This window comes from Serratia sp. HRI, assembly GCF_010119335.3.
Classification (GTDB): domain Bacteria; phylum Pseudomonadota; class Gammaproteobacteria; order Enterobacterales; family Enterobacteriaceae; genus Serratia; species Serratia nevei.
The window spans coordinates 1,873,902-1,887,894 of the sequence record NZ_CP083690.1; the positions used below are offsets into that span (position 1 = coordinate 1,873,902).

At 60.7% G+C, this 13,993-nt stretch carries 14 protein-coding genes; 8 read left to right on the forward strand and 6 right to left on the reverse strand.

The genetic code is table 11. The features are described from left to right. The first annotated feature begins 33 nt into the window (after positions 1 to 33). The 4 genes from nadC to hofC all read left to right on the forward strand — a co-directional run bounded on the left by nadC (position 34) and on the right by hofC (position 4,196). Entirely contained in the window at positions 34 to 924 is an 891-nt protein-coding gene (gene nadC, locus GF111_RS09175) for a carboxylating nicotinate-nucleotide diphosphorylase (RefSeq protein ID WP_038873514.1), read from the forward strand. A gap of 190 nt (positions 925 to 1,114) precedes the next feature. Beyond that, positions 1,115 to 1,552, forward strand: coding sequence for a prepilin peptidase-dependent pilin (gene ppdD, locus GF111_RS09180; RefSeq protein ID WP_038873512.1), 438 nt, complete (start codon positions 1,115 to 1,117; stop codon positions 1,550 to 1,552). A gap of 5 nt (positions 1,553 to 1,557) precedes the next feature. Continuing rightward, positions 1,558 to 3,000 carry a type II secretion system protein GspE gene (gene gspE / locus GF111_RS09185; RefSeq protein ID WP_147190242.1) on the forward strand — a complete coding sequence of 481 codons (1,443 nt, stop codon included), beginning with the start codon at positions 1,558 to 1,560 and terminating at the stop codon, positions 2,998 to 3,000. Continuing rightward, positions 2,997 to 4,196: a protein transport protein HofC gene (gene hofC, locus GF111_RS09190; RefSeq protein ID WP_038873508.1), complete on the forward strand. Its 1,200-nt coding sequence runs from the start codon at positions 2,997 to 2,999 to the stop codon at positions 4,194 to 4,196. The genes gspE and hofC overlap by 4 nt, the downstream gene beginning before the upstream one ends. 52 nt (positions 4,197 to 4,248) lie before the next feature. Here the strand turns inward: hofC and GF111_RS09195 are convergent, their stop codons facing one another. Then, complete coding sequence (locus GF111_RS09195) at positions 4,249 to 5,292, reverse strand: GMP reductase (RefSeq protein WP_048232649.1); 1,044 nt, start codon at positions 5,290 to 5,292, stop codon at positions 4,249 to 4,251. A 362-nt stretch (positions 5,293 to 5,654) separates the two neighbouring features. Here GF111_RS09195 and coaE point away from each other — a divergent pair, with 362 nt between their 5' ends. Genes coaE through yacG form a run of 3 tightly spaced genes read left to right on the forward strand, consistent with a single transcriptional unit; the run spans position 5,655 to position 7,270 of the window. Beyond that, on the forward strand, positions 5,655 to 6,269 hold the full coding sequence (gene coaE / locus GF111_RS09200; RefSeq protein WP_038873501.1) for a dephospho-CoA kinase: 615 nt from the start codon (positions 5,655 to 5,657) through the stop codon (positions 6,267 to 6,269). 5 nt (positions 6,270 to 6,274) lie between these two features. Beyond that, a complete protein-coding gene (zapD, locus tag GF111_RS09205; RefSeq protein ID WP_038873498.1) occupies positions 6,275 to 7,027 on the forward strand; it encodes a cell division protein ZapD in 753 nt (250 codons plus the stop codon). A 51-nt stretch (positions 7,028 to 7,078) separates the two neighbouring features. Next, positions 7,079 to 7,270: a DNA gyrase inhibitor YacG gene (gene yacG, locus GF111_RS09210; protein WP_004932737.1), complete on the forward strand. Its 192-nt coding sequence runs from the start codon at positions 7,079 to 7,081 to the stop codon at positions 7,268 to 7,270. A 39-nt stretch (positions 7,271 to 7,309) separates the two neighbouring features. Here yacG and mutT read toward each other — a convergent pair whose 3' ends face one another. From mutT to secM, 3 genes are all read right to left on the reverse strand, one after another. Further along, positions 7,310 to 7,714: an 8-oxo-dGTP diphosphatase MutT gene (mutT, locus tag GF111_RS09215; protein WP_038873496.1), complete on the reverse strand. Its 405-nt coding sequence runs from the start codon at positions 7,712 to 7,714 to the stop codon at positions 7,310 to 7,312. Between the two features lie 80 nt (positions 7,715 to 7,794). Next, positions 7,795 to 10,503 carry a preprotein translocase subunit SecA gene (secA, locus tag GF111_RS09220; protein WP_038873493.1) on the reverse strand — a complete coding sequence of 903 codons (2,709 nt, stop codon included), beginning with the start codon at positions 10,501 to 10,503 and terminating at the stop codon, positions 7,795 to 7,797. A gap of 82 nt (positions 10,504 to 10,585) precedes the next feature. Beyond that, on the reverse strand, positions 10,586 to 11,116 hold the full coding sequence (gene secM / locus GF111_RS09225; RefSeq protein ID WP_038873490.1) for a secA translation cis-regulator SecM: 531 nt from the start codon (positions 11,114 to 11,116) through the stop codon (positions 10,586 to 10,588). A gap of 26 nt (positions 11,117 to 11,142) precedes the next feature. Between secM and GF111_RS09230 the strand changes: the two genes are divergently transcribed. Beyond that, the gene (locus GF111_RS09230) at positions 11,143 to 11,658 is read left to right on the forward strand and encodes a DUF721 domain-containing protein (RefSeq protein ID WP_033637110.1); all 516 of its coding nucleotides are present in this window, start codon (positions 11,143 to 11,145) and stop codon (positions 11,656 to 11,658) included. Between the two features lie 104 nt (positions 11,659 to 11,762). On the opposite strand, the gene lpxC is transcribed toward GF111_RS09230, so the two are convergent. Further along, positions 11,763 to 12,680 (reverse strand): UDP-3-O-acyl-N-acetylglucosamine deacetylase, encoded by a 918-nt coding sequence (gene lpxC, locus GF111_RS09235; RefSeq protein WP_025159644.1) that lies wholly within the window; start codon positions 12,678 to 12,680, stop codon positions 11,763 to 11,765. Positions 12,681 to 12,783: 103 nt separating this feature from the next. Next, positions 12,784 to 13,938, reverse strand: coding sequence for a cell division protein FtsZ (gene ftsZ / locus GF111_RS09240; protein ID WP_004932757.1), 1,155 nt, complete (start codon positions 13,936 to 13,938; stop codon positions 12,784 to 12,786). Positions 13,939 to 13,993: the final 55 nt, after the last annotated feature.

Genomic DNA, 13,993 nt, shown 5'->3' on the forward strand with positions numbered 1-13,993 from the left:
CCTACGATCTAACCGTCCATTTCGGAGTTTTCCATGCCGCCACGCCGCTACAGTGCCGACAGTCGCCGCACCGAGCTTCTTGAACGAATTGAAAGTGATATTCCCTATGCCGTCGCCCAGGCGCTGCGCGAAGACCTGGGGGGTGAAGTCGACGCCGGGCGCGATATTACCGCGCAATTGTTACCGGCGGACAAGCAGGCCGAAGCCACCGTCATCACCCGCGAAGCCGGCATATTCTGTGGCCGCCGCTGGCTGAATGAGGTCTTTATTCAATTGGGCAACCAGGTGCTGGTGGAGTGGCTGGTGGCTGACGGCGACCGTCTGACGCCGAACCAACCGCTTTGCCGGCTGCGCGGCCCCGCGCGGGTGATGCTGACCGGCGAGCGCACCGCGCTGAACTTCGTGCAGACGCTCTCCGGCGTGGCGACCGAGGTCAACCGCTACGTGGCCCTGCTGGAAGGCACCCGGACTCGCCTGCTCGATACCCGCAAGACCCTGCCCGGCCTGCGCACCGCGCTGAAATACGCCGTACTGTGCGGGGGTGGCAGCAACCATCGGCTGGGGCTGTCCGACGCCTTCCTGATCAAGGAAAACCACATCATCGCCTCCGGCTCTATCAAGAACGCGGTGGAAAAAGCCTTCTGGCTGCACGCCGACGTGCCGGTGGAAGTGGAGGTCGAATCGCTCGATGAGCTGCAGCAGGCGCTGGATGCCGGTGCCGATATCATCATGCTGGACAACTTCAGCGTCGAGATGATGCGTCAGGCGGTCGCCCAAACCCAGGGCCGCGCCCAGCTGGAGGTGTCCGGCAACGTCACCAGCGAGACGCTGCGCACCTTTGCCGAGACCGGCGTGGATTACATTTCGGTCGGCGCGCTGACCAAGCACATCACTGCACTCGATCTGTCGATGCGCTTCAAATGATCCCCCTCGCCCCCGGCCGCTGTCGGGGGCGTTACGGTAAAATTGCGAACCTCCTCCCACCGTTTTTTTCACCGCTGCAAACGACATCATTACTGATGGAAGCGCGCCGAGAAACGCGCAAAAGCCCCTCGCCGAGCCTCCGAGCAAGCCGCTACCGTTGTCTTCCACACCCCAATGGAGAAAACAACGCATGGAAACGCAACGCGGATTTACCCTGATAGAACTGATGGTGGTGATCGCCATCATCGCCATCCTCAGCGCCATCGGCATCCCTGCCTACCAGCGCTACATCCAGAAAGCGGCAATGACCGACATGCTGCAAACCATGGCGCCGTATAAACTGGCGGTCGAGCTGTGCGTGCTGGACGAAGGCGCCCCCACCGGCTGTGAGGCCGGCAGCAAAGGCATTCCCACCGGCGGCGCATCGCGTTACGTCAGCGGGGTGAAAGTCGCCAAAGGCGTGATCACGCTGACCGGCACCCAAACGCTGCAGGGGCTGGCGGTGGCATTAACCCCCAAAGCGAACGCCGATGGGCTGACCCGCTGGAGCCGGCTGTGCAGCAGCGAAAACGCAACGCTGGTTGAGGTGTGCCAGGAAGTCTTCCGCTTCGACAACGCGGCGGAGTAACGGCGATGAACGCGCAAATCAGCGAAGAGGTTCACGCCCTGTGCCGGCGCTATCAGGCGTTGGCGCTGAACGAAGACCCGACCACTCTCACGATCGCGCTCAACGAAGAAGCGCCGCAGGGGCTGCTGGCGGCGCTGCGTTTCGCCACCGGCAAGCGCATCCATCTGGAACATTGGCCGGCGGCCAGGCTGGAGCAGGCACTGAACCAACGCCACGAATCGCTGCCGGCGCCGCTGGCAGCCGAAGAAGACACCGCCGACATCGCCTACCCCGACGACGGCGATGCGCCGGTGGTGCAGTTCATCAACCAGACGCTGCGTCTGGCCATCCAGCGCCGCGCCTCGGATATCCACTTCGAGCCCTTTCGGCAGCATTTTCGCATTCGCCTGCGCATCGACGGCGTGCTGCAAACCCTCGCCTCACCGCCGCCGCAGCTGGCCGCGCGCCTCATCGCCCGGCTGAAGATCCTCGGCCAGTTGGATATCGCCGAGCGCCGTCAGCCTCAGGACGGGCAACTCAGCCTGACGCTGGACAGCGCGCGCTATGCCATGCGTATCGCCACCCTACCGACGCTGCACGGCGAAAAGGTGGTGCTGCGCGTTCAGCAAGGTGAGCAGCAGGAGCTGCCGCTGGATCAACTGGGCATGGGCCGGGCGGATCTGGCGCGCTACGCGGCGGCGCTGGCCTGCCCGCAAGGTTTGATCCTGGTGACCGGCCCGACCGGCAGCGGCAAGACGGTCACGCTGTACAGCGGTCTGCGCCAGTTGAACGATGCGCAAAGCAACCTGTGCAGCGTCGAGGATCCGATCGAGATACCGCTGTTCGGCGTCAATCAAACCCAGATCAACGCCAAAACCGAGCTGAGTTTCGCCCGGGTGCTGCGCGCCCTGCTGCGCCAGGATCCGGATGTCATCATGATCGGCGAGATCCGCGATGCGGAAACCGCCGAGATTGCAGTCAAGGCCGCGCAAACCGGCCACCTGGTGCTGTCGACGCTGCATACCAACTCCACCGGCGAAACCCTGACGCGGCTAATGCATATGGGTATCCCCGGCTACCTGCTCGCCGGCTGCCTGAAGCTGGTCATCGCACAGCGGCTGGTGCGCAGGCTGTGTCGCCACTGCCGCTACCCGCACAGCCAGCCGACGCATTTTCCTGCCTCGGTCTGGCCGGAGCCGCTGATCGCCTGGCGCGCCGACGGCTGCGAACATTGCTTCGGCGGCTACTATGGGCGCATCGGCGTGTATGAGCTGTTGGCCATTACGCCGGAAATACAGGCGGCGTTGCTGACGAACACCGCGCCCAGCCTGCTGGCGGATGTCGCCCGCGAGCAGGGGCAGCTTTCGCTGCTGCAGGCCGGGCTGGCGCTGGCCAGCGAAGGCACGACCTCGCTGGAAGAACTGTACCGCGTGAGCGACGTCGTCCAGCTCGGCGTAACCGCGCCATGAAAGCGCGCCGGCTGTTCCTTTGGCAGGCTTTCGACGCCCAGGGCGCCTTGCGCCGCGGCGAACTGATGAGCGATGAAAAACGGCAGGTGAGCCGGTTACTGATCGAACAAGGCCTGCAACCTTGGCGGATTGGGCACGGCAAACGCATCACGCCCGGCCAGTGGCGCGGAGAACCCTTAATCCACTTCACCCGCCAACTTGCCACCCTGTTGCAGGCCGGGTTGCCGCTGGTCAATACGCTGCAGCTGCTGGCGGCAGAGCATCCTTCGGCAGCCTGGCGTTGCCTGTTGCGCCAGTTGGCAGAGCAGGTGCGCGAAGGGCAGCCGCTCTCCGAAACCCTTGCCGCGCAGCCAGGCGTTTTTCCACTTATCTATCGCCAACTGATCGCCATCGGCGAACTGACCGGCAACCTCGATCGCTGCTGCCTGCAGCTGGCACAACAACAGGAAGCCCAGCTGATGCTGCGCCGCAAAGTGACCAAAGCGCTGCGGTATCCCCTCTTCATCTGTGCGGTGGCGCTGCTGGTCAGCGTGCTGATGCTGGTGATGGTGCTGCCGGAATTCGCCAAGGTTTATCAGTCGTTCGATGCCCCGCTGCCCTGGTTTACCCAAGGGTTATTGGGGGTGTCCGCGCTGCTGATCGCCGTTGGCCCCTATTTGGCGCTGCTGCTCGGCGCATTGCTGCTCGGCTATTGCCGCTGGTTGCATCCACACCCGCCATGGCGCCGACGTGAACAGGCCGCCTTGCTGCGCCTGCCGCTGATCGCCCGGCTGGTGAGCGGCGGCGCGCTGAGCCAAACCTTTCGTATTCTGACCATGACCCAACGCGCGGGGCTGACGCTGGTGGAAGGGTTGAACGCGGCGGCACTGGCGGCGGATCATCTGCTGTACCGACAGGCGCTGGAGCAGGTGCAGCGGCAGATCGCCGAAGGCGAGGCGTTTCATCATGCCCTGGGCCTGCAACCGCTGTTTCCGCCGCTGTGCCGGCAACTGGTGCGGGTGGGCGAAGAATCCGGTTCGCTGGACGCCTTGCTGGATAAATTGGCGCAGTGGTACGAACGGCAGACGCACGAGCTGGCCGATACGCTGGCGCAAACGCTGGAGCCACTGCTGATGCTGGTGGTGGGCGGGATTGTCGGTGCTTTGGTGATCGCCATGTACCTGCCTATTTTTCAACTGGGCAGCGTGCTGGGATAAAAAAGAGGATAGCGGGCGCCGCTGTGCGCTGCGCCCGAATGCAAGGTGCGGCTTATTTGCTGCCGAAGACGCGGTTTTCCTGCTCCGCCACGCGGATAAAGGTGGTGCGCTTGGTCAACTCTTTCAGGCGCTCGGCACCAACGTAGGTGCAGGCGGAACGCAGGCCGCCGAGGATATCGCGCACGGTAAACTCCACCTCGCCACGCAGCGGCAGCTTGACGGTTTTGCCTTCGGCCGCGCGATACTCCGCCACACCGCCGACGTGGCGTTTCATCGCCGACTCGGAGCTCATGCCGTAGAACAGCATGAACTTCTCGCCGTTCTCTTCCACCACGGTGCCTTCGCACTCGTCGTGGCCGGCCAGCATGCCGCCCAGCATCACAAAGTCAGCACCGCCGCCGAAGGCTTTGGCAACGTCGCCCGGCACCGAGCAGCCGCCGTCGCTGACGATTTGGCCGCCCAGCCCGTGGGCCGCATCGGCGCATTCGATCACCGCCGACAGCTGCGGGTAACCCACGCCGGTCTTCACGCGGGTGGTACAGACTGAACCCGGGCCGATGCCGACCTTAACGATATCGGCGCCGGAGAGGATAAGCTCTTCCACCATCTCGCCGGTCACCACGTTGCCGGCGCAGATCACGTGATTCGGGCAGGCTTCGCGCGCTTTCTGCAGGAAGTCGACGAAATGTTCAGAGTAGCCGTTGGCCACGTCGATGCAGATGAATTTCAGCGCCGGAGACAGGGCCAGGATCTGCTGCATTTTGACGAAGTCGGCTTCGGAAGTGCCGGTTGACACCATCACGTGGCGCAGCACCGATTCCGGCATGCGCTGCACGAAGTCAGCCCATTGCTCGACGCTGTAATGTTTGTGTACCGCGGTGAGAACGTCGAAAGAAGCCAGGGCCTCTGCCATGCGGAAGGTGCCCACCGTGTCCATGTTGGCGGCGATAATCGGCACACCGGACCAGCTGCAACCTGAATGCTTGAAGGTAAACTGACGTTCCAGTTCAACCTCGGAGCGGCTTTTCAGCGTAGAGCGCTTAGGGCGGATCAACACGTCTTTAAAGCCCAACTTCAAATCTTCTTCAATACGCATGACTTATGATTTCCTGGTTAATGGCGACGGATCGCAAGGAGGATGTTCGAATCTCTGCCCGACGGCTTTCCGGTGGCGCAAAAAGACGGCGGCGAGATTAATGCCAGTTCCAGTGACGTTATAATACGCGCTAATAATCGCCGAACAAGACTGCGAATTCGCCTTTATTTACGCTACAATCCGACAAATTTACCTGCATAACCGCAGTGTGATTGCCCGCTCATTTTTGCCGTGCCGCTGCGCTTTTTCTCGCCGTCCGATCGGTGCCGATGCGCAAGCGCCGCCTGCCGACTTGCACTTCTGCGCGATCGCTTTATGATTCGACTATTATTTTTTTATGAACATCGGATGCACCTAACACCATGGCCTACATTGTTGCGTTGACCGGGGGCATAGGCAGCGGCAAGACGACCGTCGCGAACGCCTTTGCGCGCCACGGCGCAACCCTCGTCGATGCCGACGTGATCGCCCGTCAGGTCGTCGAGCCGGGCACCCCTGCTTTGGCCGCGATCGCCGAGCGATTTGGTAATGAAATGTTGCTGCCGGACGGCGCATTGAACCGCGCTGCGCTGCGTCAGCGCATCTTTAGCCATCCCGATGACAAAACCTGGCTGAACCAGCTGCTGCATCCGCTGATACACCGTGAAACCCAGCGCCAACTGGCGCAGGCCACCGGCCCGTACGCGCTGTGGGTGGTGCCGCTGCTGGTGGAAAACGGTCTGCAAGATCGCGCCGATCGGGTGCTGGTGATCGACGTCGACGCCGAAACCCAGCTGGCTCGCACCATCGCGCGCGACGGCGTCAGCCGTGAGCAAGCGCAGAGCATTCTCGCCGCCCAGGCCACGCGCCGGCAGCGCCTCGCCGTGGCGGATGACATTATTGACAACAGCGGCGCCGCTCAGGGGATAGAGCCACAGGTCGCCGCACTGCATCGTCGCTACCTTGAACTGGCGGCAACAGCGCCCCAACAGGATTAAACTGCATGAGTGATGTTTCCCCAACCGTTCTCTTTGAACACCCGCTGAACGAAAAAATGCGCACCTGGCTACGCATCGAATTTCTGCTGCAACAGCTGCACGGCCAACGCGCCCTGAGTGAAACCGCCATCGCCCTCACCTTCTTTCGCACCGTCTCCGACTTGCTGGACGTGCTGGAGCGCGGCGAAGTGCGCACCGAACTGCTCAAAGAGCTGGAGCGCCAGCAGCAGAAACTGTTGGCCTGGGCCGATGTGCCGGGCGTGGATATGGCGCTGATCGACCAGCTGCGCGGCCAGTTGAAGTCGCGCTCATCGGCGCTGATGGCGGCGCCGCGCCTCGGCCAGGCGCTGCGCGAAGATCGGCTGATCGGCCTGGTGCGCCAGCGGCTGAACATTCCCGGCGGCTGCTGCAGCTTCGATCTGCCAACCCTGCACATGTGGATGCACGCGCCGCAGCAGGATCGCGATGCCGACGTCGCCACCTGGCTGCAGTCGCTGGATCCGCTGAACCAGGCGCTGATCATGGTGTTGGATCTGATCCGTCAGTCGGGGCCGTTCCGCAATCAAATCAGCCTGAACGGCTTTTTCCAGGACAACGCCGAAGGGGCAGATCTGCTGCGCCTGCGCCTCCATCTGGCGCCGCAGCTTTATCCGCAGATTTCCGGCCACAAGACCCGCTATGCCATTCGTTTCCTGCCGCTGGATAGCGAAAATGGCGTGGTGCCTGAACGCCTGACGTTCGAACTGGCCTGTTGTTGAACTTGTGCAAGAAAGCCTTCCCAGCACTGACAGAAGGCGTAAGGAACCGTTATGACGACCGTAGTAAAATGCCCAACCTGTGGCACCGGCGTGGTTTGGGGTGAAGTTAGCCCGTTCCGGCCGTTTTGCAGCAAGCGCTGCCAGCTGATCGATCTCGGCGAGTGGGCTGATGAAGAGAAACGTATTCCGAGCAACAGCGATCTGTCGGAAAGCGAAGACTGGAGTGAAATGGACGATCGTTGATCGTCCACGATTGGCCTGGCGCCCGCCAGGCCAACCTTGTTATTGCGCGGCGTTCGCCTGCGCCACCAGCAGCTGAATAATGCCGGCATTGGCTTCCGGGAACTCGTCTTCACGCAGCTCCGCCTGTTTAACCCAGCGCATCGGTTGCCCCTCGCGGCCGTACGGCTCGCCCGCCCAGGCTTCCACCAGATAAAAATTCAGCGTCACGATGCGATCGCTGAAGCGGTGCTCCACCACCTCCAACAGTTCGGCGCGTTCGGCTTCGATACCGGTCTCTTCCCGCAGTTCGCGGCTCAGCGCCTGCTCCGGCGTTTCACCCTGTTCGATCTTGCCACCGGGGAACTCCCAGAATCCGGCCATGTGCGCGTCGGCGGCGCGGCGGGTAATAAAGATCTCCCGTTGCGCATTACGGATGATGCCCACGGCGATATTCAGATGTTTCATCTCACCCTCCTGATGGGTGTCAAAAAACAGGGGCTCAGCAAGCTGAACCCCTGGGTATTATCGGTTAACCGCAGCCGGCATTACTGCAGGCGGCCGTGGCACTGCTTGTATTTCTTACCGGAGCCGCATGGGCACGGATCGTTGCGGCCCACTTTACGCTCGGCGGTCGCCGGCGCGTTTGGATCTTCGGTCACCAGCGCGTTCTCGTCGTGGTGGCTCAGCTGTTGGTGCTGCGCCAGGCGCTCGGCCTCTTCACGGCGCTGCTGTTCCAGCGCTTCCACCTCTTCCGGCATCCGCACCTGAACCTTGCTCAGCACGCTGATCACTTCATATTTCAGCGATTCCAGCATGGTGGCGAACATGTTGAAGGATTCACGCTTGTACTCCTGCTTAGGATCCTTCTGCGCATAGCCGCGCAGGTGAATACCCTGACGCAGGTAGTCCATCGCCGCCAGGTGCTCTTTCCACAGGGAATCCAGAGTCTGCAGCATCACGCCCTTCTCGAAGTTGCGCATCATTTCGCTGCCGACCACTTCTTCCTTACGCTGGTACTGCTCTTTGGCGTTCTCCAGAATGCGTTCGCGCAGCGTCTCTTCGTGCAGCTCCGGCTCTTTGTCCAGCCATTGTGCGATCGGCATCTCCAGATCGAAGTCGTTCTTCAGGCGCTCTTCCAACCCCTGAATGTCCCACTCTTCTTCCAGCGACTGCGGCGTGATGTAGTTGTCGATGGTGCTCTTGAACACGTCCTCGCGGATGCTGGCGATGGTTTCGCTCACGTCGGACACGTCCAGCAATTCGTTACGCTGGCTGTAGATGGCGCGGCGCTGATCGTTAGCGACGTCGTCGTATTCCAGCAGCTGCTTACGGATGTCGAAGTTGCGGCTCTCCACTTTGCGCTGGGCGTTGGCGATCGCCTTGGTCACCCACGGGTGCTCAATTGCTTCACCTTCCTTCATGCCCAGTTTACGCATCATGCCGGACACGCGATCCGAAGCGAAGATACGCATCAGGGCATCTTCCATCGACAGGTAGAAGCGGGATGAACCGGCATCGCCCTGACGACCGGAACGGCCGCGCAGCTGGTTATCGATACGGCGCGATTCGTGGCGCTCGGTGCCGATGATATGCAGGCCGCCCGCCGCCAGCACCGCGTCGTGGCGCACTTTCCAGGCCGCTTTGATGGCTTCGATCTGCTCTTCGGTCGGCTCTTCCAACAGCGCCACTTCGGCCTGCCAGCTGCCACCCAGCACGATATCGGTACCACGGCCCGCCATGTTGGTGGCGATGGTTACCGCACCGCTCTGGCCGGCCTGGGCAACGATGTCCGCTTCCATGGCGTGGAATTTGGCGTTCAGCACCTTGTGCTCGATGCCCGCTTTGGTCAGCTCATGGGAAACCACTTCGGATTTCTCGATTGAGATGGTACCCACCAGCACCGGCTGGCCTTTGGCGGTACGCTCGCGGATGTCTTCGATGATGGCGCCGATCTTCTCTTTCTCGGTCATGTACACCAGATCCGGCATGTCCTTACGGATCATCGGACGGTTGGTTGGCACCACGATGGTGTCCAGCTTGTAGATCGAGCTGAATTCGAAGGCTTCGGTATCGGCGGTACCGGTCATCCCGGCCAGCTTCTCGTACAGACGGAAGTAGTTCTGGAAGGTGATCGAAGCCAGCGTCTGGTTCTCGTTCTGGATCTCCACGCCTTCTTTGGCTTCCACCGCTTGGTGCAGACCGTCGGACCAACGGCGGCCCTGCATGGTACGGCCGGTGTGTTCGTCGACGATGATCACTTCGCCGTCTTTCACGATGTAGTCAACGTCGCGGGTAAACAGCACGTGGGCGCGCAGCGCGGCGGTAACGTGGTGCATCAGCATGATGTTGGTCGGCGAGTACAGCGATTCGCCTTCATCCATGATGCCGGCTTCCACCAGCATCTCTTCGATCAGGATCAGGCCGCGTTCGGTCAGGTGGACCTGACGCGCCTTCTCATCCACCGAGAAATGCCCTTCACCCTTGAAGGTGTCGGAGTCTTCTTTTTCCTGGCGGATCAGTTTAGGGATCAGCTTGTTGACCTTGATGTACATCTCGGAGCTGTCTTCGGCCGGGCCGGAGATGATCAGCGGCGTACGCGCTTCATCGATCAGGATGGAGTCCACCTCATCCACCAACGCATAGTGCAGTTTGCGCTGCACGCGCTCTTCCGGGCTGAACGCCATGTTGTCGCGCAGGTAGTCGAAACCGTATTCGTTGTTGGTGCCGTAGGTGATGTCAGCGGCGTAAGCTTCACGCTTGGCCGGCGCTGGCATGCCCGGCAGGTTGATGCCGATGCTCAGGCCGAGGAACTCGAACAGCGGACGGTTGTTTTCGGCGTCACGCTGCGCCAGATAGTCGTTGACGGTCACGACGTGCACGCCGCGGCCGCTCAGGGCGTTCAGATAGGCCGGCAGCGTCGCGGTCAGGGTCTTACCTTCACCGGTACGCATTTCGGCGATACAGCGGTCGTTCAGCACCATGCCGCCCAGCAGCTGCACGTCGAAGTGACGCATGCCGAACACGCGCTTGCTCGCCTCACGCACCACGGCGAAGGCTTCCGGGATCAGGCTTTCCAGCGACTCGCCTTTCTCCAGGCGCGCGCGGAACTCGTTGGTTTTCGCTTTCAGCTCGTCATCGGACAATTTTTCCATGTCCGGTTCCATGCGGTTGATCTGCTCAACCACTTTGCGCATGCGGCGCAGGGTACGATCGTTACGGCTGCCAAAAACTTTGGTTAATAATTTCACTAACATGATGTTTGATATCTCTGTCATGACGGCCGAATACGGCAGTCAACTTGCTATTATTTATGGTTTTTGTGCCCTGAGGGCGGAGTCAGACGAGCGCGGCAGGCCCGGCGCGAATGCCCTGTACCTGCGCCACCCACAGACCGGTCTGGTGCCGCGCCAGCGTTGGCAGCACCTCAAGGTGGGTATGGCGAATGATGGTCGGCGGCTTCGGCTCATGCGTCAGCAGCGCGTTGAGGGTAGAAAGCAGCGCCAGTTGCGCTACCTGCAAAGGCGGTTCGGCTTCGGCTTCGCTCTCCTGCACCCGCGCATAAACCGCCTGCGGCGCCAGCGCGAAAGAGAGGTGACGAATGACGGTGCGCAGCGCATGTTGCTGCCAGTAATCTACGCTGAAGGTAGGGCGACGGTGCGCGTCCTGCAGCAGGGCCAGGCTGTTGAAGGTGCCGTTGGCCGAATTTTGCCGGTTAAGGCTGGACGACGTATTCGGCAGTGCGGCCTGATCGGGGGCGCCGGGCAAATTGGAAGACGCGCCAAGCGTGGCCGCAACCATCCCTAACAGGAGATGGGGCCAGAAATAACGTCTGCCAAATTGTCGCCAACGATTTAGAATACCGATCACGAGTTTATAATCCGCCGGAGCCCATTATGCGCGATAGCCGTCCACAATTATTAGATGTCCTGTTCGACGACGCGTCTGCCGGCAGCAAAGGGCCGCTGCATAACGTCCAGCAACGCGCGGTGGCGCTGCTCAAGCTTAACCGTGCAGTGAAGGGCCTGTTGCCTGCTCCCCTGCATCCCTGGTGCCGCGTCGCGAATTTCCGACAGGGTATTTTAGTGCTCGAAACGGCAAATGCCAGTTGGATGATGCGCTTGCGCTACGAACAACCCGCTTTGCTGTCTGCACTACGAGCGCAAATTCTACCATCATTGTCGTCGATCGACATCAGGATTAATCCGGCCTTGATGGCGAAAGGCAGCCACCAGGTGCAAAACGCAGAGAAAGCGCCGGAAAAACCCGTGCCGATGCGGCATTTGAGTCTGGAGAGTGCGGAAGAACTGAGAGGATTGGCGAGCCGTAGCCCGGAGAAACTGCGCAAGATATTGGAACGGCTGGCTGCATTGGCCGGAGAGGGTACCAACACAACCAGTCGTGATAAGTGATCAGCGACACAGCTGCAAAACACCAGACCGCATCACGAGCCTGAATGCTCAGGCTCTCAGGGGATGCGCCTGCCGTTATTCGCAGCAGGCGAGGAATTCAGACCTTACGCCAATACGGTGGACGGTGCCTTGAATGCCAGCGGCATTTCGGCTTCGTCCTGGAAGGTCACGTATTCCCACGCTTCCTGCTTGGCCAGCACGGCCTGCAGCAGTTTGTTGTTCAGCGCGTGGCCAGACTTGTACGCGGTGAACGCGCCAATGATGTTGTGGCCGCACATGAACAGATCGCCGATGGCGTCCAGCATTTTGTGACGTACGAATTCGTCTTCGAAACGCAGGCCGTCTTCGTTCAGCACGCGGTAGTCGTCTACCACGATGGCGCAGTCGAAGCTGCCGCCCAGGGCCAGGCCACGGGACTGCAGGTATTCGATGTCGCGCATAAACCCGAAGGTGCGCGCGCGGCTGATTTGACGCACGAACGACTCAGCCGAGAAATCAAGACGATAGCGCTGAGAGCTGGCGTCGATAGCCGGGTGGTTGAAGTCGATGGTGAAGTCCAGGCGGAACCCGTTATGCGGGGACAGCTCGGCCCACTTGTCGCCATCTTCAACGCGCACGGTCTCTTTCAGACGCAGGAATTTCTTCGCCGAGTTCAGCTCTTCGATGCCGGCATCCAGCAGCAAGAACACGAACGGACTGGCGCTGCCGTCCATGATTGGGATTTCAGCGGCGTCGACTTCGATGACGATGTTGTCGATGCCCAACCCAGCCAGCGCGGCGTTGAGGTGCTCAACGGTCGAAATACGCACGTCATGCTCATTCACCAGGCAAGTACAGAGCATGGTATCACGCACGGATTTTGCATCAGCCGGAAAATCAACCGGTGGATTCAAGTCAGTGCGACGATAGATGACCCCGGTATTAGCCGGCGCTGGGCGCATTGTCAGCGTGACTTTCTTGCCGGTATGCAAACCGACGCCAGTCGCCTGAACAATACGTTTTAATGTCCTTTGTTTGATCATCGTTTTATCTCGCAATGTTATCCATCCTACCAGCCAAGCATACAGCATGGCTGGCGGGACAGTTTAGCACAAAGAGCGGAGATTCCAAATTCTCAGGATATTCTTAGTCTGCCTGTTTACGCAGGAAGGCTGGAATATCAAGATAATCGGGCTCTTTATTCGGCTGCGCAGCTTGGTCGTTGACCACCTTAGCGGCAGGTTTCACTTCCTGCGGCAGAGGCGACATACCGTGCTGCTGATAACGGTGGTCCATCACCGGCTGGCTGGCCTGCTTATTGGTCACCAGGGTGATTTCAGGACGTTTGTCCATACCGATACCGGTTGCAACCACGGTTACGCGCAGTTCGTCGTTCATTTCCGGATCCAGCGAGGTACCGATAACCACGGTGGCGTTGTCGGACGCGAACGCACGGATGGTGTTACCCACGGTTTCGAACTCATCCAGACGCAGGTCGAAGCCGGCGGTGATGTTGACCAGCACGCCGCGCGCGCCGGACAGGTCGATGTCTTCCAGCAGTGGGCTGGAGATCGCCATTTCGGCCGCTTCTTCGGCACGGTCTTCACCGCAAGCCACGCCGGAACCCATCATCGCGTAGCCCATTTCGGACATCACGGTGCGCACGTCGGCGAAGTCGACGTTCATCAGGCCCGGACGGGTGATCAGCTCGGCGATACCCTGCACCGCACCTTTCAGCACGTCGTTGGCCGCGCCGAACGCGTCCAGCAGAGAGATGCCGCGACCCAGAACTTTCAGCAACTTGTCGTTCGGGATGGTGATCAGCGAGTCCACATGTTTGGACAGCTCAGCGATACCCTGCTCCGCGAATGCCATGCGCTTCTTGCCTTCGAAGTTGAAAGGCTTGGTCACCACGGCCACGGTCAGAATACCCAAATCTTTAGCCACTTCAGCCACCACTGGCGCCGCACCGGTACCGGTGCCGCCGCCCATGCCGGCCGCGATGAAGACCATGTCTGCACCGTCCAGCGCTGCGCGCAGGGCTTCGCGGTCTTCTTCCGCTGAATTGCGACCCACTTCCGGGTTCGCGCCCGCACCCAGACCTTTGGTAATACCGCTACCGATCTGGATGGTTTGGCCAACCGCCGTTTTGCGGAGCGCCTGGGCGTCCGTGTTCACAGCGAAGAATTCAACACCTTCGATGCGCTCGCGCACCATGTGTTCAACGGCGTTGCCACCGCCGCCGCCGACGCCGATGACTTTAATCACCGCGTCATTGGTTAGTTCCATTGGTTCAAACATAGTTTCTCTCCGTTTTGTGCCTGTCGCTGCGAGATCATAAAAAGATTACTCAGCA